The 20,058-nt window shown below is 67.0% G+C and carries 19 protein-coding genes; 8 read left to right on the top strand and 11 right to left on the bottom strand.

The genetic code is table 11. The features are described 5' to 3' along the window. Positions 1 to 12: 12 nt before the first annotated feature. From paaG to paaK, 3 genes are all read left to right on the top strand, one after another. A complete protein-coding gene (gene paaG / locus KW845_RS04900) occupies positions 13 to 801 on the top strand; it encodes a 2-(1,2-epoxy-1,2-dihydrophenyl)acetyl-CoA isomerase PaaG (protein ID WP_218368028.1) in 789 nt (262 codons plus the stop codon). After that, the gene (paaI, locus tag KW845_RS04905) at positions 801 to 1,271 is read left to right on the top strand and encodes a hydroxyphenylacetyl-CoA thioesterase PaaI (protein ID WP_218368029.1); all 471 of its coding nucleotides are present in this window, start codon (positions 801 to 803) and stop codon (positions 1,269 to 1,271) included. Before paaG ends, paaI begins: the two co-directional genes overlap by 1 nt. A 79-nt stretch (positions 1,272 to 1,350) precedes the next feature. Then, positions 1,351 to 2,664 carry a phenylacetate--CoA ligase PaaK gene (gene paaK, locus KW845_RS04910; protein ID WP_218368030.1) on the top strand — a complete coding sequence of 438 codons (1,314 nt, stop codon included), beginning with the start codon at positions 1,351 to 1,353 and terminating at the stop codon, positions 2,662 to 2,664. 52 nt (positions 2,665 to 2,716) lie between these two features. On the opposite strand, the gene KW845_RS04915 is transcribed toward paaK, so the two are convergent. The 4 genes from KW845_RS04915 to KW845_RS04930 form a co-directional block, all read right to left on the bottom strand. After that, complete coding sequence (locus KW845_RS04915) at positions 2,717 to 3,511, bottom strand: GntR family transcriptional regulator (RefSeq protein WP_218368031.1); 795 nt, start codon at positions 3,509 to 3,511, stop codon at positions 2,717 to 2,719. Between the two features lie 95 nt (positions 3,512 to 3,606). Continuing rightward, positions 3,607 to 4,830, bottom strand: coding sequence for an amidase (locus tag KW845_RS04920; protein WP_218368032.1), 1,224 nt, complete (start codon positions 4,828 to 4,830; stop codon positions 3,607 to 3,609). After that, positions 4,827 to 5,756: a polysaccharide deacetylase family protein gene (locus KW845_RS04925; RefSeq protein WP_255592381.1), complete on the bottom strand. Its 930-nt coding sequence runs from the start codon at positions 5,754 to 5,756 to the stop codon at positions 4,827 to 4,829. The genes KW845_RS04920 and KW845_RS04925 overlap by 4 nt, the downstream gene beginning before the upstream one ends. Beyond that, positions 5,753 to 6,187 (bottom strand): nuclear transport factor 2 family protein, encoded by a 435-nt coding sequence (locus KW845_RS04930; protein ID WP_218368033.1) that lies wholly within the window; start codon positions 6,185 to 6,187, stop codon positions 5,753 to 5,755. Before KW845_RS04930 ends, KW845_RS04925 begins: the two co-directional genes overlap by 4 nt. Before the next feature lie 275 nt (positions 6,188 to 6,462). Between KW845_RS04930 and KW845_RS04935 the strand changes: the two genes are divergently transcribed. From KW845_RS04935 to KW845_RS04945, 3 genes are read left to right on the top strand one after another with little or no spacing between them, the layout of a single operon-like run. Continuing rightward, positions 6,463 to 7,647, top strand: a complete 1,185-nt coding sequence (locus KW845_RS04935) for an ABC transporter substrate-binding protein (RefSeq protein WP_218368034.1) — start codon at positions 6,463 to 6,465, stop codon at positions 7,645 to 7,647. A gap of 19 nt (positions 7,648 to 7,666) precedes the next feature. Beyond that, a complete protein-coding gene (locus tag KW845_RS04940; RefSeq protein ID WP_218368035.1) occupies positions 7,667 to 8,545 on the top strand; it encodes a branched-chain amino acid ABC transporter permease in 879 nt (292 codons plus the stop codon). Then, entirely contained in the window at positions 8,542 to 11,022 is a 2,481-nt protein-coding gene (locus KW845_RS04945; RefSeq protein ID WP_218368036.1) for a branched-chain amino acid ABC transporter ATP-binding protein/permease, read from the top strand. The genes KW845_RS04940 and KW845_RS04945 overlap by 4 nt, the downstream gene beginning before the upstream one ends. Before the next feature lie 43 nt (positions 11,023 to 11,065). On the opposite strand, the gene KW845_RS04950 is transcribed toward KW845_RS04945, so the two are convergent. From KW845_RS04950 to KW845_RS04975, 6 genes are read right to left on the bottom strand one after another with little or no spacing between them, the layout of a single operon-like run. Then, positions 11,066 to 12,001, bottom strand: a complete 936-nt coding sequence (locus KW845_RS04950; protein ID WP_218368037.1) for an SMP-30/gluconolactonase/LRE family protein — start codon at positions 11,999 to 12,001, stop codon at positions 11,066 to 11,068. A gap of 3 nt (positions 12,002 to 12,004) precedes the next feature. Continuing rightward, positions 12,005 to 12,841, bottom strand: coding sequence for a citryl-CoA lyase (locus KW845_RS04955; protein WP_218368038.1), 837 nt, complete (start codon positions 12,839 to 12,841; stop codon positions 12,005 to 12,007). Positions 12,842 to 12,856: 15 nt separating this feature from the next. Continuing rightward, positions 12,857 to 14,296 carry a CoA transferase gene (locus KW845_RS04960; protein WP_218368039.1) on the bottom strand — a complete coding sequence of 480 codons (1,440 nt, stop codon included), beginning with the start codon at positions 14,294 to 14,296 and terminating at the stop codon, positions 12,857 to 12,859. Then, a complete protein-coding gene (locus KW845_RS04965; RefSeq protein ID WP_218368040.1) occupies positions 14,293 to 15,495 on the bottom strand; it encodes a CaiB/BaiF CoA-transferase family protein in 1,203 nt (400 codons plus the stop codon). The genes KW845_RS04960 and KW845_RS04965 overlap by 4 nt, the downstream gene beginning before the upstream one ends. A gap of 10 nt (positions 15,496 to 15,505) precedes the next feature. After that, entirely contained in the window at positions 15,506 to 16,483 is a 978-nt protein-coding gene (locus KW845_RS04970) for a tripartite tricarboxylate transporter substrate binding protein (RefSeq protein WP_218368041.1), read from the bottom strand. After that, a complete protein-coding gene (locus tag KW845_RS04975; RefSeq protein ID WP_218368042.1) occupies positions 16,480 to 17,229 on the bottom strand; it encodes an enoyl-CoA hydratase/isomerase family protein in 750 nt (249 codons plus the stop codon). Before KW845_RS04975 ends, KW845_RS04970 begins: the two co-directional genes overlap by 4 nt. A 107-nt stretch (positions 17,230 to 17,336) precedes the next feature. Here KW845_RS04975 and KW845_RS04980 point away from each other — a divergent pair, with 107 nt between their 5' ends. After that, positions 17,337 to 18,077 (top strand): IclR family transcriptional regulator, encoded by a 741-nt coding sequence (locus KW845_RS04980; protein WP_218368043.1) that lies wholly within the window; start codon positions 17,337 to 17,339, stop codon positions 18,075 to 18,077. Between the two features lie 15 nt (positions 18,078 to 18,092). Here the strand turns inward: KW845_RS04980 and KW845_RS04985 are convergent, their stop codons facing one another. Further along, entirely contained in the window at positions 18,093 to 19,052 is a 960-nt protein-coding gene (locus KW845_RS04985; protein ID WP_218368044.1) for a LysR family transcriptional regulator, read from the bottom strand. 105 nt (positions 19,053 to 19,157) lie between these two features. Between KW845_RS04985 and pcaD the strand changes: the two genes are divergently transcribed. Beyond that, positions 19,158 to 19,967 carry a 3-oxoadipate enol-lactonase gene (gene pcaD / locus KW845_RS04990; RefSeq protein ID WP_218368045.1) on the top strand — a complete coding sequence of 270 codons (810 nt, stop codon included), beginning with the start codon at positions 19,158 to 19,160 and terminating at the stop codon, positions 19,965 to 19,967. Positions 19,968 to 20,058: the final 91 nt, after the last annotated feature.

Raw genomic sequence — 20,058 nt, forward strand, 5'->3', positions numbered from 1 at the left:
ACGGGATACGCCATGACATACCAAAGCATCTTGTTTGATTTGTCCGGCGGTATCGCACGCCTGACCTTGAACCGGCCCGACAGGCTCAACAGTTTCACGGCGGCCATGCATGGCGAGGTGGCCGATGCCCTGACCCGCATCGAGCGCGACGGCGCGCGCGTGTTGGTGCTGACGGGCGCCGGCCGCGGTTTCTGCGCCGGGCAAGACCTGAGCGAACGGCAGATGGCCGCCGCAGGCACGCCGCCCGACCTGGGCGAGACCGTGGAAAAGTTTTACGCGCCGCTGGTGCGCCGCCTGAACGCCCTGCCGCTGCCAGTGGTGGTGGGGGTCAATGGCGTTGCGGCGGGAGCGGGCGCCAACCTGGCCTTCGCGGGCGATATCGTCATCGCCAAGGAATCGGCGAGCTTTATCCAGTCGTTCTGCCGCCTGGGCCTGATTCCCGATACCGGCGGCACTTTCGCGTTGCCGCGGCTGGTGGGCCGTGCGCGCGCCATGGGGCTGGCCATGCTGGGCGACAAGCTGAGCGCGCGCCAGGCGCAAGATTGGGGGTTGATCTGGCAATGCGTGCCCGATGAGGAATTCGAGGCCGCGCTGGACAGGCTGGCCACGCATTTTTCGACCGCGCCGACGCGCGGCCTGGCCGGCACCAAGCAGGCCCTGCAAGCCAGCCTGCGCAACGACCTGGCCACCCAGCTCGACCTGGAACGCGACCTGATGCGCGAACTGGGCCGCAGCGCCGACTACGCCGAAGGCGTGGCCGCGTTCCTGGGCAAGCGCGAACCGCAATTCAAGGGGCGTTGATGACCGCGCATGTGCCTTCTGTAGACGTGCCGAACGATCCGCACGAACTGGCCCAGGCCGTGGGGGCCGCCATGTATTCGGCCGACGCCGCCACGCAGGGCCTGGACATGGACGTGGCCGAGATCGCCCCCGGCTTTGCGCGCCTGACCATGCGGGTGCGTCCGGACATGCTGAACGGACACCAGACCTGCCATGGCGGCTTCCTTTTTGCACTGGCCGACAGCGCGTTCGCGTTCGCCTGCAACTCGCGCAACGCCAGCACCGTGGCGTCGGGCTGCACCATCGATTTCCTGACACCGGGCTACGCCGGCGACGTGTTGACTGCCATCGCGCAGGAGCGCTCGCTGGCAGGCCGCACCGGTGTCTACGACGTGATCGTCACCAACCAGGATGGGCGGCAGTTGGCGCTGTTCCGCGGGCGCTCGTACCGTATCAAGGGCCAGATCGTCGGCGCGTCGCCGGATGCGTGAAGACCCGGGTTACGCCATACCGCCAGACTCAATAAGATAAGCGGCGCTGCGCCGCATTGCATTCCAGGAGACCGATCCCATGTCCAATACCGTGAGCAAACCCGGGCTGGATCCCATCGAACATGCCAGCCGCGATGAAATCGAATCGCTGCAGCTCGAGCGCCTGAAGTGGACGCTGGCGCATGCTTACCAGCATGTGCCGCACTACAAGCAGGCGTTCGATGCGGCCGGCGTGCATCCGGACGACTTGAAGCAACTGTCCGATATCGCCAAGTTTCCATTCACCACCAAGCAAGACCTGCGCGACAACTATCCGTTCGGCATGTTCGCGGTGCCGCGCGAGCAGGTGGCGCGGGTGCATGCATCCAGCGGCACCACGGGCAAGCCGACCGTGGTGGGCTACACCGCGCAAGACCTGGACAACTGGGCCAGCCTGGTGGCACGCTCGATACGCGCGGCGGGCGGCAAGCCGGGCGATATCGTGCACGTGGCGTACGGCTACGGTTTGTTCACCGGCGGGCTGGGCGCGCATTACGGCGCCGAGCGCCTGGGGTGCACCGTGATCCCGATGTCGGGCGGCCAGACGGAAAAACAGGTGCAGCTGATCAGCGACTTCCGGCCGGACATCATCATGGTGACGCCTTCGTACTTCTGCAACATCGTCGAAGAGCAGCGCCGCCAGGGTATCGACCCGCGCCAGAGCTCGCTGCGCATCGGCATTTTCGGCGCCGAACCCTGGACGGCGCAGATGCGCCAGGACATCGAGACCGAGGCGGCCATCGACGCCGTCGATATTTACGGCCTGTCCGAGGTGATGGGGCCGGGCGTGGCCAGCGAATGCGTGGAAACCAAAGACGGCCCGGTGGTTTGGGAAGACCATTTCTACGCCGAGATCGTCGATCCGGAAACCGGCCTGCCGGTGGCCGATGGCGAGTCCGGCGAACTGGTGTTCACGTCGCTGACCAAAGAGGCGATGCCCATCGTTCGCTATCGCACCCGCGACCTGACCCGGCTGCTGGCGCCGACCTCGCGCAGCATGCGCCGCATCGGCAAGATCACCGGCCGCAGCGATGACATGCTGATCGTGCGCGGCGTGAACCTGTTTCCCACGCAGGTGGAAGAACAGGTGCTGAAGATTGCCCAACTGGCGCCGCACTACCAGCTGGTGCTGACGCGCAGCGGCCACCTGGACGACTTGGAGATCCTGACCGAGGTGCGCGATGAGTTCGCCAGCCTGGCCGAGGCCGAGCGCGAGGCGCTGGGCAAGCAACTGCAGCATGCCGTCAAGTCGTATATCGGCGTGACCGCCCGGGTGCGGGTGGCCGATTGCGGGTTCGTGGAACGGACCTTGACGGGCAAGGCGCGCCGCGTGGTGGACAAGCGGCCGCGCTGATAGTCTTGCCGGACGCTGGCTTGAGCCCGGTTCGGGCATGCCCGCGTCCGGCTCAGGCCAGCCCCAGCATATCGGCCAGGCTCAGTTCGGTCTGCGCTTCGACCAGATGGATGTGCGATTCCAGGTCGCGTAGATGCAGGTCCATTTCGGCTACGGCCTGCTCCACGCGGCCCTGCTCTAGATAGTCGACCACGCGGGCGTGTTCATCGTGTTCGCAGGCGGCGTTGCCGGGCGGCTGAAAAATGGCCACGACCAATGAGCAGCGGGAAATGATTTCCATCAGGTAGCGCGCCAGCAGGGGGTTGCCCGACAACTCTCCCAGCTTCAGGTGGAAGGTGCTGGCCAGGCGGGCCCATTCGGTTTGCGGCGCGCGGTGCATGGCGCGGTGTTCTTCGCGCAGTTGCCGGCGCAGCATGGCGTAGTCGGCCCGATTGGCCGACTGGGCCACCAGCGGCAGGATGGCGGCTTCCAGCGCGCGCCGGGCTTCGAACAGCTTGTCGATTTCTTCGCGCGTAGGCATGGCCACGATAGCGCCGCGATTGGGCCGCAATTCCACGACGTGGTCGTGGGCCAGGCGCTGCAGGACCTTTTGCACGATGCTGCGGCCCACGCCGAACAGTTCGCACAAGGCGGCCTCGGGCAGCTTGGTGCCGGGACGCAAGCGCTGGCTCATGACCCCGCTGACGACAGACTGGTAGATGCGGGTCTCGGCATCTTCGGATATGTCGCCCGCCGGCGAGACGGCCAGCGTGCCGGGACGAACTTTGGGCCGTCCCCGTACGGGACGCGCGCTGCCGGCTGCAGCGGACGGGGTTTTGCTGGCGGTCGGATTTGCTGCTTTTTTCATGAGGAAGTGGCTAAGGATGAACCGGTTCCTGATGCCGTGTATTGTGCCACCAGCGCGTGGGCAGGAATCGCGGGCGCGCGTTGGCGGCAACGGGTTCAGGACGATGAGGTTCCCAGGGCGTCCAGATGCCGCCCAACCGCGGCGGCAAGCTGGATAAGCGCCATATCCGTGCCGGCCGGGCCCAGCAGCGATACACCCGCGGGCAGGCCGTCGGCGCCGATGAAAGGGATGTTGACCTGAGGCAGTCCGGCCAGGCCGGCGATCGACGTGATGCGGAACGTGTTGGCGCGGATGGCATCTACCGTGGCCGGGTCCGCGCTGCGGGATATGGCGGCGCTGGATGCCGAAGGCAGGATGCCGACTCTGTCCGCGCCCAGCAGATCACGCAGCTGCGCGCGCAGCCCTGCCTGCACGGTGCCGGCGTGAGTGGCCGTGCTGGCGTTTATTCCAGCGGCGGCCTGCCAGCGCGCCGCGATGGCAGCGCCGAATGCCGGACGCGCGCGCGTGATCCAGTCTTGGTGCGTTTGCCAGGCGTCATGGGCCGAGACGGTGATATAGGTCTGCCGCCAGATATCCAGGTCTGTGTCCGAGGTGGCCGCAGGCTCGACGGGCAGGGCGAAATGGCTTTCCAGAGCACTGCCGACTGCGTCGACCAGCGGCCCGAAGGCGGGTTCGGCCTGCCTGCAGGCATCGGTCAGCAAGACGGCGCCGCGCCATGCCGGGGCGTCGGCCGAAAGCAGCGCACGGCCCACGCGCTCGAAGATGTCGGCGCGCGCGGCCAGCCAGGTCATGGTGTCGAACTGTGGTGACAGCGGCACCACCCCGGCGGCGCTGAGGCGGCCATGGGTGGTGCGCAGACCCCACAGCCCGCAGTAACTGGACGGCACGCGGGTAGACCCGCCTGTGTCGGTGCCCAGCGCGAAGTCCACCAGTCCGGCGGCCACCGCGGCGGCCGAGCCGCTGGACGACCCCCCCGGCACGCGATCGGGCGCGCGCGTATTGCATGGCGTGCCATAGTGTGCATTCTCGCCCTGGATGCTGTAGGCCAGTTCGTCGGTCAGTGTCTTGCCGTGCAGGCATGCGCCGGCCGCCAGCAATTGGGCAACGAGCGCGCTGTGCGCGGCTGCCGGCGCATGGGATTCCAGCCAGGTGGGATTGCCTGCGCCAGTGCGCTGGCCCGCCACGTCGAACAAGTCTTTGGCTGCGAAGCTCAGGCCGTCGAGGGGACCGCTGCCGGTGGGCGGCAGGCTGAAGCGCCCATGGGGAACCCAGGCGCCGACGGTGTCTTCGAAGGGCAGGGCAGATAGAAGGGCTGTCATGCGCGGGTTTCCTGGATGAGTGTGTCGGTGTGGGCGCAAATGGCGCCCGGCGTGGTGAACCAGACTTGGCCGCTGTCGCGGTGGCCGGCAATGTGTGCCAGCGCGCGGCGCAAGTGCCGCAGTCGATACGGCTGGCCCACCAGATAGGGGTGCAGCGCAATGCCCATTACCAGTGGCTGCCGGCGCGATTGTTCGAGCATTTCGTCGAAGTTGTCGATGATGAGCTGGGCAAAGTCCTTGCCGTCCATGTGGCGCGCCACGATCATCGGGATATCGTTGACTTCCTGTGGGTAGGGAATGGCCCACAAGGGTGTGCCGCCGCGGGTGCGCAATTGGGTGGGCTGGTCGTCGTGGCACCAGTTCAGCGTGTAGCGGTACCCCGTCTCGGCCAACAGGTCGGGCGTCAGCTGCGATTCGGCGATCCAGGGCGAGAGCCAACCGGTGGGCCGCACGCCGGCCATGTCTTCGAAGCGGCCGGCGCAATGCGCAAGCAGCGCGCGCTCGGTGGCTTCGGGATAGGCGCCCTGGTGTTCGGCGTTGGTGTGGCCGTGTGCGATCAGTTCGTCGCCGCGTGCCACGCAGGCCGCGATCAGATCGGGACAGTGGTCCAGGATGGCAGTATTGGCGATGACGCCTGCCGGCAGGCACAGGGCATCGAAGAGTTCCAGGCAGCGCCAGGCGCCCACACGGTTGCCGTACTCGCGCCAGGCGTAGTTCAGGATGTCGGGCTCGGCAAAGCTCGCGCCCAGCCGCGCGCCCAGGCCGCTACCAAAGGCGAAATGTTCCAGGTTGAATCCCAGGTAGACCGCCAGCCGCGCGCCCTGCGGCCAGTGATAGTCGTGCCGGCGATGGATAGGCGAATAATCGAAACGGCCATGCGCGGCCAGGAGGCCGAACTCGGGCAGCGTGTCCATGGGGGGCGTCATGGCGTTGCCATTCCGGCCCTGACCAGCAGCCATTCGGCGCTGTCGTTCCAGACGTCCATTTCGGCGATCAAGCCATCGCGCACGACATAACGGTCGACATAACGATTGCCTTCGAAGGGCGTGCCATCCAGCCATGCGCCATATAACGTGCCGCGGTTGTACACGACCGCGTGCGCGGCGCTGGCGCCGGCCACCACGTCAGTCGATTCGAAGCGCTTCTTTACCCAGGCATAGCGTGCCTTGTTGAAGGCGGAGCATTCGGCCGGGTCGCGCATTTTGCGGCCGCCGGTGAAGCGAATACGCAATTGCGGGCTGACGTAGCGCCGCGCACCTTCAGGATCGGGCTTCATCAAGGTGACCAGGTAGGCGTCGACCAGTGCGCCGGGGTCGGTCGTATCCCCGGGAATGTGCTGATCTGGTGCGTCATGCATGGTTTTCTCCCATTTTTGCGCTGTTTTGGTGCGCGGTCGTCGTGGCGCTTGGTAGCGGGCAATGCAGCGTCGCGCTACATCCGCACCGAGCCTGGCGCCGGGAAATCGATTAATTGTCGTCAATGATGTGGGATTGATTGACGACAAAAATCTATGGAAGATCAAGCAAACAACATGCCAGCATGCCAACAAAAATTTCCGGACTGGCATGGGTTTTGCTTGATGAGGGGCAGGGCCTTGCCTGGCTGCGTACAACCCCAATTCGGGAGAACTCCATGTTTTGTCTTTCTCGCCGTAGTTTTGCCTGCACCGCTTTTGCCCTGGCCTGCGTGGGCCTGGGGGCGGGCGCGCAGGCCGCCGAACCCATCAAGATCGGCCTGATCACCGCGTTGTCGGGGCAATCGGCCCTGGCGGGCGAGGCCATTACCCGGGGCATGCAGGTTGCCATCGACGAAATCAATGCCCAGGGCGGATTGCTGGGTGGACGCCAGCTCGAACTGGTGCGGCGCGATGACGAGGCCAGCCCCGCCAAGGGCGTGGTGGCCGCGCGCGAGTTGATCTACAAGGAAAAAGTGGCGGTGATTTTCGGCGGGCTCGATACCCCGGTGTCCCTGGCCGTCGTGCCGCTGGTCAACCAAGCCAAGATGCCCTTCATGGGCCCCTGGGCCGCCGGTACGCCCATCACGAAGAATGGCTCCCGGCCCAATTACGTATTCCGCGTATCGGCGGTTGACGAGATCGTGGATGCGGGCATGGTGGACTATGCCCAGAAGGCCTTCGGCACCTCGAAGTTCGGGCTCATCATGGTCAACAACCCCTGGGGGGAATCCAACCAGAAAGGCCTGGTGGCGGCCCTTGCCGCCAAAGGCATGAAGCCGGTGGGCAGCGAAAAGTTCGACGGCAACGAAGTGGATGTCGTGCCGCAGCTCGGCCGCTTGAAAGCGGCGGGCGCCGATACGCTGTTCATGGTCGGCAACGTCGGCCCTTCGGCGCAAGTGGTGAAGTCGCTCGACCGAATGGGATGGAAGGTGCCCGTGGTTTCGCACTGGGGGCCGGCGGGCGGCCGCTTTACCGAGCTGGCCGGCCCCAATGCGAAGAACGTGCATTTCGTGCAGACCTACAGTTTCTTCGGCAAGCAATCGCCCACCGGCGAAAAGGTGATCGATGCGCTCAAAGCCAGGTATTCCAACGTGAAGGGTCCCGCAGACATCACGCCGGCCGTGGGCGTGGCCAACGCCTATGACGCCATGCACCTGACTGCGCTGGCTATCCAGAAGGCGGGCTCTACCGACGGCGATGCCATCCGCGAGGGCTTCTACAAAATCGACACCTACGACGGGCTGATCAAGCAGTACAAGCAGCCTTACTCGCCCGACGTGCACGATGCCATCACTGCGCAGGACTACGTCTGGGCGCAGTTCATCGATGACCGCATCCTGCCGGTCGGGCTGGTGAAGTAGGCGGCCACGGGAGCGTGCGATGCAATTGTTGGCAGCGATGATCAGCGGCCTGGGCCTGGGCAGCATGTATGGCCTGATGGCCCTGGGTTTCCATATCACTCATTCCGTTTCGGGGACGGTGAACTTTGCCCAGGGCAGTTCCATGATGCTGGGGGCGGTGCTGTGCTTCACTTTTGCCCAGACCCTGGGCTGGGGCATGGCACCGGCCATCGTGCTGGCATTGCTGTGCTGCGCGCTGTATGGGCTGCTGGTGGAATTCCTGGCCGTGCGGCCTTTTGCCTCGCGTGGCTCGAATGCCTGGCTGATGTCCACGGTGGCGCTGGGCATCGTGCTGGACAACGTGGTCATGCATACGTTCGGCAAAGAGTCCCGCAGCCTGCCTTCGCCGTTGGCGGTGGCGCCGATCGAGATGGCGGGGCTGGGGCTGGGTGTGTATCCGCTGCAGCTGGTGATCCCGTTGATGGGCTTTGCCTTGGCCGCCGTGCTGCATCTGGTGGCCCGCCGCACGCGCTGGGGAACGGCGCTGCTGGCGGTGGTGCAGAACCGCGATGCGGCGCGCCTGATGGGAATTCCCATCAGGCGCGCGGTCGCGGCCGCCTTTGCCGTGTCCACGCTGTTTGCTGGCGTGGCGGGCATCTTGATCGCACCCTTGTTCAACGTGAATGCCGACATGGGCACGCTGTTCGGCTTGAAGGCATTTGCCGTTGCCATACTGGGCGGCATTTCCAGTGCCTGGGGCGTGATGTTCGCCGGCCTGATCTTCGGCATGGCCGAGGCGCTGGTCACGGTCACGCTGGGTTCGGGCTACACCCACATTATTACTTTCGCCCTGGTGATTGCCGTGCTGGCGATGCGGCCCAATGGCCTGTTCGGGCGTGCAGAGGTCAAGAAAGTATGAATCTCAAGTCTTTCATGGCGGGCCTGACCGTGGCGGCCCTGGCGCTGGTGCTGGCCTTCACGCTCAACAGCTACTACGTCTTCGTGCTGGCCAATATCGTGCTGATTGCGATCGTGGGGATCGGCCTGAACGTTCTGCTGGGCCTGACCGGCCAGGTGTCTTTCGGGCATGTGGGTTTCTATGCCATCGGCGCCTATACGGTGGCCATTCTTACTACCAAGGCGGGCTGGAGCTTCTGGCCGGCCTGGGGCATGGGGGCGCTGCTGGCCGCGGGCCTGGGTACGTTGTTGGCGCTGCCGGCCTTGCGGGTCAAGGGCCCGTACCTGGCCATGATCACGATCGCTTTCAGCTTCATCGTGCAGCACGCCATCGTCGAGATGCACGGCCTGACGGGTGGCCAGAGCGGCATCATGGGTATTCTGCCGCCGCAGTTGGGCGCGGCCTGGGGGCCCGAGCAGACCGTGACGGTGCTGGCGGTGGCAACTGCCGCGGTGCTGCTGATCGGCTATGCACTGTTGTCCCGCGGCGCCTGGGGCGCGGCCATGCGCGCCGTCAACGACAGCGAGACCGCCGCGCAATCCATCGGCTTGAACCAACTGGTGATCAAGACCATGGCGTTCACCTTGTCGGCCGCGGCCGCAGGCCTGGCGGGCGGGCTGTTTGCGGCGCTGTCCGGTTTCGTCACTGCCGAGACCTTCGGCTTCATGCAGTCGATCCTGTTTGTGCTGGTCGTGATCGTGGGCGGCGCGGGTACGGTGGCCGGGCCCGTCATCGGCGCCTTGATTGTGGGCGTATTACCCGAGATGCTGGCTTCGCTGGAAGATTACCGGCTGCTGTTCTTCGGTGCCCTGTTGTTGCTGGTGCTCTGGGTAGCGCCGGACGGCGTGGTGGGTTTATGGCGCCAGGCCTGCGGCAAGATCAAGGCGCCTGTCCTGGCGGCCGAGGCGGCTGGCGCCGATCAGGCTGCCTTGCCCCGCCGAGCCCGTGCGTCGCTGGCCGCGCACAGGCTGGGCATTGCGTTCGGAGGTGTGCACGCCGTCAGCGACTTGTCGATGCAAATGCCCGAAGGTGCCGTTACCAGCCTGATCGGCCCGAACGGCGCCGGCAAGACCACCGCGTTGAACATGCTTAGCGGGTTCTACCAGCCTTCGGCGGGCCAGGTCACGCTGGGCGCGCAGCCGCTGGGCGGCCTGCCGGCCTTTCGTATCGCGCGCCACGGCGTGGCGCGTACTTACCAGACCTCGCAGTTGTTCGGTTCGCTCAGCGTGGAAGACAACGTGGTCTTGGCCATGCGCCGCGGCCGCCTGGGCGGACTGTTCGCCGCGCGGCATTTCCACGGTACGGCGGCCCGCCAGCGGGCACGGGCGCTGCTGGCATTCTGCGGCTATCAAGGCGCACCGCAAGCCAATGCGGCTGGCCTGGCGCACGTCGACCGCCGCCTGGTGGAAATCGCCCGCGCCCTGGCTACCGATCCCGACGTAGTCTTGCTGGACGAGCCGGCCGCCGGCCTGTCGCGTGAAGACAAGAGCATGCTGGCCAGCTTGCTGCGCCGTATCGCCGATGCGGGTGTGGGGGTGGTGCTGGTCGAGCACGACATGGCACTGGTGATGTCGGTCTCGGACCAGCTTGTCGTGCTGGATGCCGGCCGCCGGCTGGCCGGGGGCACGCCGGCCGAGGTACAGAATGACCCGGCGGTAAAGCAGGCGTACCTGGGCGAGACACTCGACACTCATGCGGATGCGCCGCGTGCGCCGCGCCCCCCAGGCGCGGAATTGCTGGGCGTGGACAAGCTGGTGGCGGGTTATGGCGCCGAGCCGGTATTGCACGGCATCAGCCTGCAAGTGCGTAGCGGGGAAATGGTCGCCTTGCTGGGCGCCAACGGGGCGGGCAAGTCGACGCTGATGCGCACCCTGGCCGGCCTGCACGGCAGCCAGTCGGGCGCCATGCACATCGATGGCCATCAACTGGAAGGGCTCGCGGCGGAACACGTCGTGGGGCTGGGCCTGGTTCTGGTGCCGGAAGGCCGACAGGTCTTTCCCGAGTTGTCCGTGCTGGACAACATCCGTCTAGGGGCTTTTCTGGACCCGCGCGATCGCGATGCGCGCGTCGAAAGCATGCTGCAGCGGTTTCCCCGCTTGCGTGAGCGCCTGCACCAGCGCGCCGGCCTGTTGTCGGGCGGCGAGCAGCAGATGCTGGCGGTGGCGCGCGGGCTGATGAGCCGGCCGCGGGTATTGCTGCTTGACGAGCCCTCGCTGGGCCTGGCTCCTAGAGTGATCGTCGAACTGTTCGCCGCGCTGGATTGCCTGCGCGACGAGAACATGACCATCTTGCTGGTGGACCAAATGGCCGGCCTGGCGCTGGCCTTGGCGGATCGGGCCTATGTGGTGGAAGGCGGACGGGTGGTGGCGCAAGGCACTGCGGCCGAGATCGCGGCCAATGATGAGTTGGCGGATGCCTATCTGGGCGGGCATGCCTGACATCCCGCATGGCAAAGAAGCCGGTGGCTGGCTCGATTGCGTTTCAGTGCCCCGCGGCGTCGGCGTGCGACCACAGCGGCGCGCCGATATCGGGCAGTGTCGCGTGCAGTACGGTACCCGTCTGCGATTCTGTCATCACCAGCGTGGATGTTTCCGGCTGGAAGGCCAGGTTGGTGACGGTGGAGCCCGCCGGGCTGCGCACGAAATGGGTGACCTCGCCGCGCGCGTTCAACACGAATGCGCCGCCCAGGCTGGCATGCGCCACCACCAGCCTGCCTTTGGCATCCACGGCCAGGCCGTCCGGCCCGCTGGCGCCGAAGAAGGTGCGGAACGCGCCCACCTTCGATAGCGAGCCGTCGGCCAGCAGCGGAGCGCGCCAGACCGCATTGGCGCGTGTCATGGCCATGTACAGCACCTGGCCGGCCGGATCCAGCGCGACGCCGTTCGGGCTGGGGCCGTTGGCCAGCAGCAGGTCCAATTGCCCGGATGGCCGCAGCCGGTACACGCGGCCGCTGGGGTCGTGCAGCCCGGTCTGGCCCTGGTCGGTGAAGTACAGATTGCCGCGCAGGTCGAAGTGCAGGTCGTTGAGGCCCTTGAAGCTTTCCGAGTTGCGGTGCCCCAGCATCACTTCCACGTTGCCTTCAGCCGGCCGCACGCGCAAGAGGCCGCGCCGGTAATCGGCCACCCACAGATCGCCGTCGCGGTCGATCGCGATGCCGTTGGGCCAGCCGCCGGTTTCGGCGACAGCTTGCCACTGGCCGGCCGGAGTCAGGCGGAAGATGCGCCCGTGCGCGATATCGGTCAGGTACAGGTTGCCGGCCCGGTCGAACGCCGGGCCTTCCAGGAAGCTGTCGACCACCTGGCCGGGCTTGTTGGCATGGGCCCAGTCGCTTGCGCGGCGCAGGCGCAGGGCATCGGGCAGGGTGGCCAGCACGCGTGCCTGCACTACCTGGGGAGGCTCGAACGAGAGATTCCACATGGTTTACTCCGTGCGCGGCAGCGGCCGGGGGGGCGGGCCATCGTAGGTGGGAATGAACTGGCGCGGCATGGGGCCTTTGATGCGGCCGCCTTGCTGGGTCTGTTCCCAGGCATGGGCCAGCACGCCCACCGAGCGCGACAGGCAGAACAGGCCGCGCGCCAGCGGCGGGGCGAAGCCGAGTTCGGCGTAGATGACGGCGGTGGCGCCGTCGATGTTCATGGGAATGGGCTTGCCCTTGCGTGTGCGCAGCAGGGCCTCGATGGCACGCGCGGTGGCGGCGTGGCGGCCGCTGATCTCGCCGGCTTGCGCGGCGCGATCCACCAATGCCAGCAGCGGCGCGCTGCGTGGATCGACCGGATGGAAGCGATGCCCGAAACCGGGAATCGCCTTGCCATGCGCGGCCGCATAGGTGTCCACGGCGTCGGCCACGGACTGTGCCTGGGGCGTGCCGGCATCGATGCGCGCGGCCGCATCCAGGTACAGCGCCAGCGCCTGCTCGCCCGCGCCGCCATGCACATCGCCCAGCACATTCACCGCCGAGGCCATGGCGCCGTTCAGGCCCACGCCGCAGGTGGCCGCCATGCGGGCGATGGCAATGCTGGGGGCCTGCGGCCCGTGATCCACGGCCGACATCAGGGCGGCTTCCAGCAGGCCGGCCTGTTGCGGGCTGGGCAGGTCGCCGCGCGTCAGCAGCCAGATCATCTGCGCCAGGCCGATATTGCCGATCAGGTCTTCAACGGCGTAGCCGCGATAGCGGATCACGCCGGGCTGCATGTCGATGATGGACGTGCGCCACCAGTCCTGGGCAAGTTGGCGGGGGTCGGTCGTGGAATTCGTCATGGATGGCCTTGAAAATCAGCGGGGTTGCCAGGCGGGGGCATCGCCGCCCAGGCGTGGCGTGGGGATGGCCCAGCGCGGCGCGGTCTCGGACATGCGCAACACCGGGCCCAGGGTTTTCAGGGCCCCGTAGCAGGTGTCCGATGCCACCGTGTAGGCATCCAGTTCATTGGCATCGAGCTGCTGCGGCGCGTCCTGGTAGGTATCGACCAATCCTTGGCGCTGCGCGAACATGGCCGATTGGCACAGCGATACGTCCACCCGATAGCTGCCGCCTTCGCGCGCCCGGCGGGCCAGCGCCAGCATGACGCCCAGCGCGCCCAGGTAGCCGGTGGTGTAGTCGCACAGCGGCGCAAACACCAGCTTGGGCCGGCCATTGCTGGTCAGTTGGCCGTTGCGATGGCATACCCCGGTCACGGCCTGCGCCACTTGTTCCCAGCCCGCGCGGTCGGCCCACGGACCGCCCGGCCCGAAGCAACTGACCGATAACTGCACCAGGCCGGGACGCAGGCGCAGCAGCTCGTCGGAGGTGAATCCCAGGCTGCCCAGGCGGCCGGGCCGGTAGCCGTCGATAAATACATCGGCCTCGCGCAACAGCGTGCGCATGGTGTCGGCCTGGCTCGACTGGCGCAGGTCGAGGAAGCAACTGCGCTTGCCATGGCTGGTGTCGCGCACGTGTTCCGGTGTTTGCGGCAGGTGCGGCGCCGTCACCATCAGGACATCGGCACCATGCTCGGCCAGGGTGCGGCCCGCCACGGGGCCCGCCAGGATGCGCGTCAGGTCCAGCACGCGCACGCCGGACAGGGGGCGGCGGCCGGGGGCGAAGGGTTCGGGCGCCGAGTCGGCCACCTTGGTGATCTGGACGATAGGCTGGCCCGCCAGGTAGCGGCCTTGCGGATGCGCCAGCCATTGTGCTTCGGTGCGAATCTTGCCGCCGCAGGCGCGCGCCGCCGCGATGGCGTCTTCCAGGGCATCGGCGTCCCAGCGGCCCACGGCCGCGCCGACCGCGGCCGGCGTGCTTTCGCACTGCAGTACTTCCAGCACCCGCTCCGACAGGTGCGGCAGGTTCAAGTGCGGCAGCAGCCATTGTCCGTCGCGCGTCTGCCACGGCTGGGTCACCGAAATCATGTGCGACATGGCCTGGGGAATGGGCACGGCCGCGTAGCTGCCGTCGCCCTGGCGGGCGCGGGTGTAGTCGACCGTGCGCAAGGTAGCGGCCGCGGCCCGCACATCCACGCTCAGGGCCTGGCGCCGGCCGGCGCGCAGTTGCCAGATGTCGTTGGCCGCCACGCCCACCGCCGCGATGCTGGCCGCCACCGCCTCGCCCACCCGGTAAGGGGTGGCGAAGAACGGATCGTGGCCCGTGATCGTGACTTCGGCCGGGTCGATGGCGCCCAGGCCGCGCACTTGCATCAGTTCCGCAAAGGCGGCAGCCTTGCCGGGTTCAGGGGTGTTCATACTGCCTGCTCCGTTTTCAGCGTTGCGATGTCTTCGGCCGTATAGCCCAGTTCCGCCAGGATCGCGTCAGTGTGCTGGCCCAGCGTGGGCGGCGGCGTGTCCACGGCCGGCGCCTGTCCGTCCAGCTTGATGCCGGTGCGCAGCACGCTGATATCGCGGTCCACGCCGGGGGCATTCTTGAAGGTGGCGATCATGCCGCGCTCGGCGACCTGCGGATGCGCCAGAGCCTGTGGCACGGTGTAGACCGGGCCCGACGGCACGCTGGCGGCAGTCAGCAGCGGCCACCATTGCTCGGCCGTCCTGGCCTGCAGCGCTGCTTCGATATCGGCCTTGAGTTCGTAACGATGGCGCAGCCGCGCTTCGCGTTCGGCGTAGCGCGTGTCCTGTGCCAGCTCGGGGCGCCCGATCACCTGGCACAGCGCTTCGAACTGGCTTTGCCGGTTGGCCGCGATGTTCAGCAGCCCCGAGCCGGTCTGGAACGTGCCCGAAGGGCTTGCCGTCATGTTCTCATTGCCCAGCGGCTGAGCCTCCCGGCCCGCCACCAGGTAATTGGAAACCGCCCACCCCATGGTTGCCATGATGGCTTCCAGCATCGAGATATCGATGAAGCAGCCCTGGGTGCGCTGGCGGTCGGCCAGGGCCGCCGCGATGGCGTAGGCCGCCGTCATGCCGCCGATGGTATCGGCCACCGGATAGCCCACCCGCAGTGGTGCCGCCTCGGGGCTGCCGGTGATGCTCATTGCGCCCGACATGCCTTGCACGATCTGGTCGTAGGCAGGCAGGTCGCGCAGCGAGCCGTCCTGGCCGAAGCCCGAGATGGCGCAGTAAACCAGCTTGGGGTTGTCCGCGCACAAGGCTTCGAAGTCCAGGCCCAGGCGCCGCATGACACCGGGCCGGAAATTCTCGACCACCACGTCGGCGCGCTGCACCAGGCGGCGGAACACCGCCTTGCCGCGTGGCTGCTTGAGGTCGACGGTGATCGAGCGCTTGCCGGCGTTCTGGGCCAGGAACGACGCGCCCATGCCGCGCTGGTTCAAGCCGGGGTCGGCGCCCAATTGGCGCGCCAGGTCGCCCGTGCCGCGCGCCTCGACCTTGATGACATCGGCGCCCAGGTGGGCAAGTTGGTGGCAGGCGAAGGGGCCTGCCAGCACATTGGTCAGGTCCAGGACACGAATGCCATGCAAAGGTCGGTATGCCATGTCGTGAGGTTCAGTCTACTTTGATGCCGCGTTGCTTGACGACGTCTGCCCAGCGGCTCATTTCCTGGTCGACCAGCTGGGTGGCTTCGGCCGGGGTGTTGCCGATGGTCTCCAGGCCCATCTGCCCCAGCCGCTCTTGCGAGGCGGGCAGGCGCAGCGTGGCGATGATGGATTGGTTGAGCTTGTCGATGGCCGCCTGCGGCGTGCCGGCAGGAGCGGCGAAACCGATCCAGAATTTGATGTCCATGCGCGGCAGGCCGACTTCTGGCGCGCTGGGCACGTCGGGCAGGGCAGGGCTGCGCTTGTCGCTGGCGATCATCAAGGCGCGCAGCTTGCCCGACTGGATGTGGGGCAGGGCGGTGGGCAGCGAGGTGATCAGCATCTGTACCTGGCCGCCCATCAGGTCGGCCAGCACGGCGCCCGCACCCTTGTACGGCACGTGCACGATATCCAGGTCGCCGGCCGAATCCTTGAACAGTTCGGCGGCCAGGTGAGTGTTGGTGCCGTTGCCGCCCGATCCGTAGAACAGTTGGCCGGGTTTTTCCTTGGCCAGCGCGATCAGTTCCTGCACCGTCTTGGCGGGTACCTTGGGGTTGACCACCAGCACGTGCGGTACTTGCACGGCCGTGGTGATGTGCGTGAAGTCTTTCTTGGCGTCGAAAGGCAGGTTCGACACCAGGCCGGGCGCGATGGCGAACGACATTTCGGTGGTCAGCAGCGTATAGCCGTCGGGCTGGGCGCGCGCCACGTTGCTCCAGCCCACGACGCCGCCGCCACCGGTGCGGTTGGTCACGATGGCGGGCTGGCCCAGTGCGGCGCCAAGCTGGTCGCCGATCAGGCGCGCCACCAGGTCGGTGCTGCCGCCCACGGCGAACGGCACCACGATGGTGACCGGCTTGTTGGGGTAGGGATCCTGGCCATAGGCGGGCGCCAGCGCGGCTGCCCCCAACATGGCGAGCAGGGCTCGGCGGGAAAGGGAAATGCTCATGGGGTTGTCTCCTGTGACGGGGTGTGGTTGTTGTGGTGCCGGATGCCGGCATTGACGCGCTGGCCATACTCCATGGCCTCGCGCCAGCCGCGGATGACCGCGGGAATGTGATCCAGGGCCTGCTTGACCGCCGTCAGCGCCACCGGGTCGTAGCCGGCCAGGCGTTCGGCCAGGGCGGCCGCGCGCGGCAGCAAGGCCGGTGGCGCAACGACTTCATTGAGCAAGCCCCAGCGTTCGACGGTGGTTGCGTCCAGGCGCTCGGTGGTCAGCAACAGCCAGGCGGCGCGCTTGCGGGCAATACCCGATAGCTGCGTTGTCGGGCCCGAGGCGCTGGCATACGTGGCGAAGCCCAGCTCGGGGCAGGCGAAGGTGGCGTTGTCGCTGGCCAGCGCCAGGTCGCAGGAATTCATCAGCGTGACGCCCCCGCCCAGCGCCATGCCATTGACCGCCGCAATGAAGGCGGCCGGGTGGGCGCGGATGGCGGCGTTCAGTTCCACCCACTCGGCCCCGCCGGTGTCTTGGCCGGCGGCGCGGTCGGCCGCGCGTTCGGTCAGGTCCAGGCCGGCGCAGAAGGCGCTGCCGCTGCCGGTCAGGACGATGGCGCGGGCCTCGCCTTCCAGGCCGCGCAAGGCGGCCATCAGGCCGGCGCGCAGGGCGCGGTCCAGGGCATTGCGTTTGTGGGGGCGGTCGATCCGGATCAAGGCCCAGCCGGGGTGCCGTTCGACGCGCAGCTTGTCTCTAGTCAAGGTAATCACTAAGATAGAACGATATTCTATCTTTATGATATGGCAGGGCGGATCGGCGTGTCAAACTACACTTCCCGTCATCGCCATTGCCCGAATCCGCCGCCCGCATGCCACGCAAACCCGCTGTTCCTTCTGTTGCCGACCTGAATGCCGCCGCGGGCGGTGTTGCCACGCTGGACCGCGGGCTGTCGGTGCTGGCCGTGTTCTCGGGCGAGTTGCCCAACCCCACCCTGGCCGATATCGCGGCGAGCACGCGCATTCCCAAAAGCACTGTGCTGCGCATGCTGTCATCGCTGGAGCATGCGCACCTGGCCGTCAAGCTGCCCGATGGCCGCTACGCGCTGGGGCCCGAGATTGCCCGCCTGCACCTGGTGTATGCCAGTTCGTTCTCGCTGGAACCCTTGGTCATGCCCCTGCTGCGCGACCTGGTGGCGCAAACCCAGGAAAGCGCCGCCTTCTACATCCGTGAAGGCGGCAAGCGCCTGTGCCTGCATCGCGTCGATTCGCCACGACCGGTGCGCGACCACATCCGGGTAGGCGACCTGCTGCCGCTGGAGCGCGGCGCAGGCGGCCGGGTGATGCTGGCCTACGACGGCGTGCCTGGCGATATCTACGCACGCATCCGTCGCGAGCACGTGGTGGTGCTGGCGGGCGACCGCGTGGCCGAGGTGGCCGGCGTGGCGGCACCGGTGTTCGGCGCAGCAGGGCAGTTGGCCGGTACCCTGACCCTGACCATGCCGGCAGAGCGGCTGGATGCGGCGTTTGCAGGCCCGGTATTGCAGGCGGCACGGCGCTTGACGGTGCAGCTGGGCGGGACGTTTCCCGCCGTGGACGAAGCCGCGGCGTAGAAGGCGGACGACGTCTCAGCGTGCGCCGCGCGCCGGCTTGCGCGCGATGGCGCGCTTCGATGGTGGGGCATCGGCGGCCGCGCGGAATCCGGCGGCCTGGGTTTGCAGGAATTCCCACAAGCGGTTGGCCGCCGGCCCGTGCGGGCGGTCGCGGCGGCGCGCCGCGACCAACTCTTCGGTGCGGCCCGGCAAATGGCGGCCGGTGATGGCCAGCAGGTGGCCCTTGGCCAGTTCGCGTTCGATCAGGAAGCGCGGCAGATGGCCCCAGGCCATGCCCTGCAGAATGATTTCTTTCTTCATCAGCTGGTCGGGCACGGTGCACTGGTGCGCATCTTCGATCACGAAATAGCTCTCGGCATCGGTATGGCGTGCGGTGTCGCGAATGATGCATTGAGTGAAGTCGCGCAACTGGTTGGGCGCCAGGCTGCGCGACGGCGCAAAGGGCAGGAAGCCGGGTGCCACCACCGGTACGAATGCCACTTTGCACAGGTCGACCCATTCAATGCGGGGATCGCTCTTGTCTATCCGGTGCAGGATCAGGTCGGCCTGGTCATCGAACAGGCGTTCCCATGGCCCCGTGACGGCCTCGTAGTGCAGGTCCAGCCGCGTGACGGGGCAGTTCGCGAAAAAGCGGCTGAGCAGCGCCAGGGTGGCCGGGCGCGGGCACAGGTCGCCGATGACGACGCGCAATTCGCTTTCTTCGCCCATGGCCAATTGGGCAGCATGCGCCTGCAGCCCTTCCAGTTCGTGCAGCAGCGCTTGGGCCTTGCGGTGGAAGGATCGTCCGGCGTCGGTCAGGCACACCCGGTAGCCGCCGCGGTCCAGCAGGGCCAGGCCCAACTGGCGCTCCAGCTTGGCCACGGCCGCAAACACGGCGGGATGCGAACGGTGCAGCGCTGTCGCGGCGGCCTGGAACCCGCCGGTACGCACCACGGCATCGAAGCATTGCAGGTCGTGCAGGGTGAATGCGCTCATGTTGGCTTTGTCAGGTTGATCTACAAAGAATGTGAAAGCTTTGTAATATCTTCCGGGACGGCCCGCAACTACGATTTGCTCATGAACCTTCATACAGGAACTGTCATGAGCGTACTGTCTTTCTTTTCCACCAGCGACGGGCAGCGCATTGCCTACCGGTACGACGGCCAGCCGGGCAAGCCGGTGCTGGTGCTGTCGAATTCGATCGCCACCACGCTGCATATGTGGGATGGGCAGGTGCAGGCCCTGGCGCGCCATTTCCACGTGCTGCGCTACGACGCCCGCGGCCATGGCGCCTCGGATGCGCCGGCCGGGCCGTACGACCTGGAACGGCTGGGCCGCGATGTGCTGGAACTGCTGGATACCCTGGGTGTCGGGCGCGCGCATTTCCTGGGCTTGTCGCTGGGCGGCATCGTGGGACAGTGGCTGGGGGTGCATGCGCCCGATCGTATCGACCGCCTGGTGCTGAGCAATACCTCGCCTTATCTGGGGCCGGCCGACCAGTGGGGCGCCTTGATCGATTCGGTGCTGCGCGCGCCGGATTTGTCGCAGGCGGCCGAGATGTTCATGGGCAATTGGTTTCCGCCACAGTTGCGGCGCGACACCCCTGAACTGGTCGAGCGGTTTCGCGCCATGGTGATGCATACGCCGGCGCAGGGGCTGGCGGGTAATTTCGGAGCGGTGCGCGATACGGACCTGCGGGCGGTGCTGGGGCGCATATCGCGGCCGACGCTGGTGATCGCGGGGCGCGACGATACGGTGACCCTGGCCAGCCATGGCGAGCAGATTGCGGCCGCGGTGCCCGGGGCCGGGCTGGTGATGCTGCAGGCGGTCCATATGCCCAACGTCGAGGTGGCCGAGGAATTCCTGCAGGCGGTACTGGCATTCCTGGCGGAGTCGCCGAATGGGGGCTGAGGTTTCTTGGCAGGGTCGGGGTTTTCCAGGATAGGAGCGGTCTGAGGATATAAGTAGGATGTCCAACAACCTACATCGTCATGACAAGGTG

Source organism: Bordetella sp. BOR01 (genome assembly GCF_019218885.1).
Taxonomy (GTDB): Bacteria; Pseudomonadota; Gammaproteobacteria; order Burkholderiales; family Burkholderiaceae_B; genus Bordetella_A.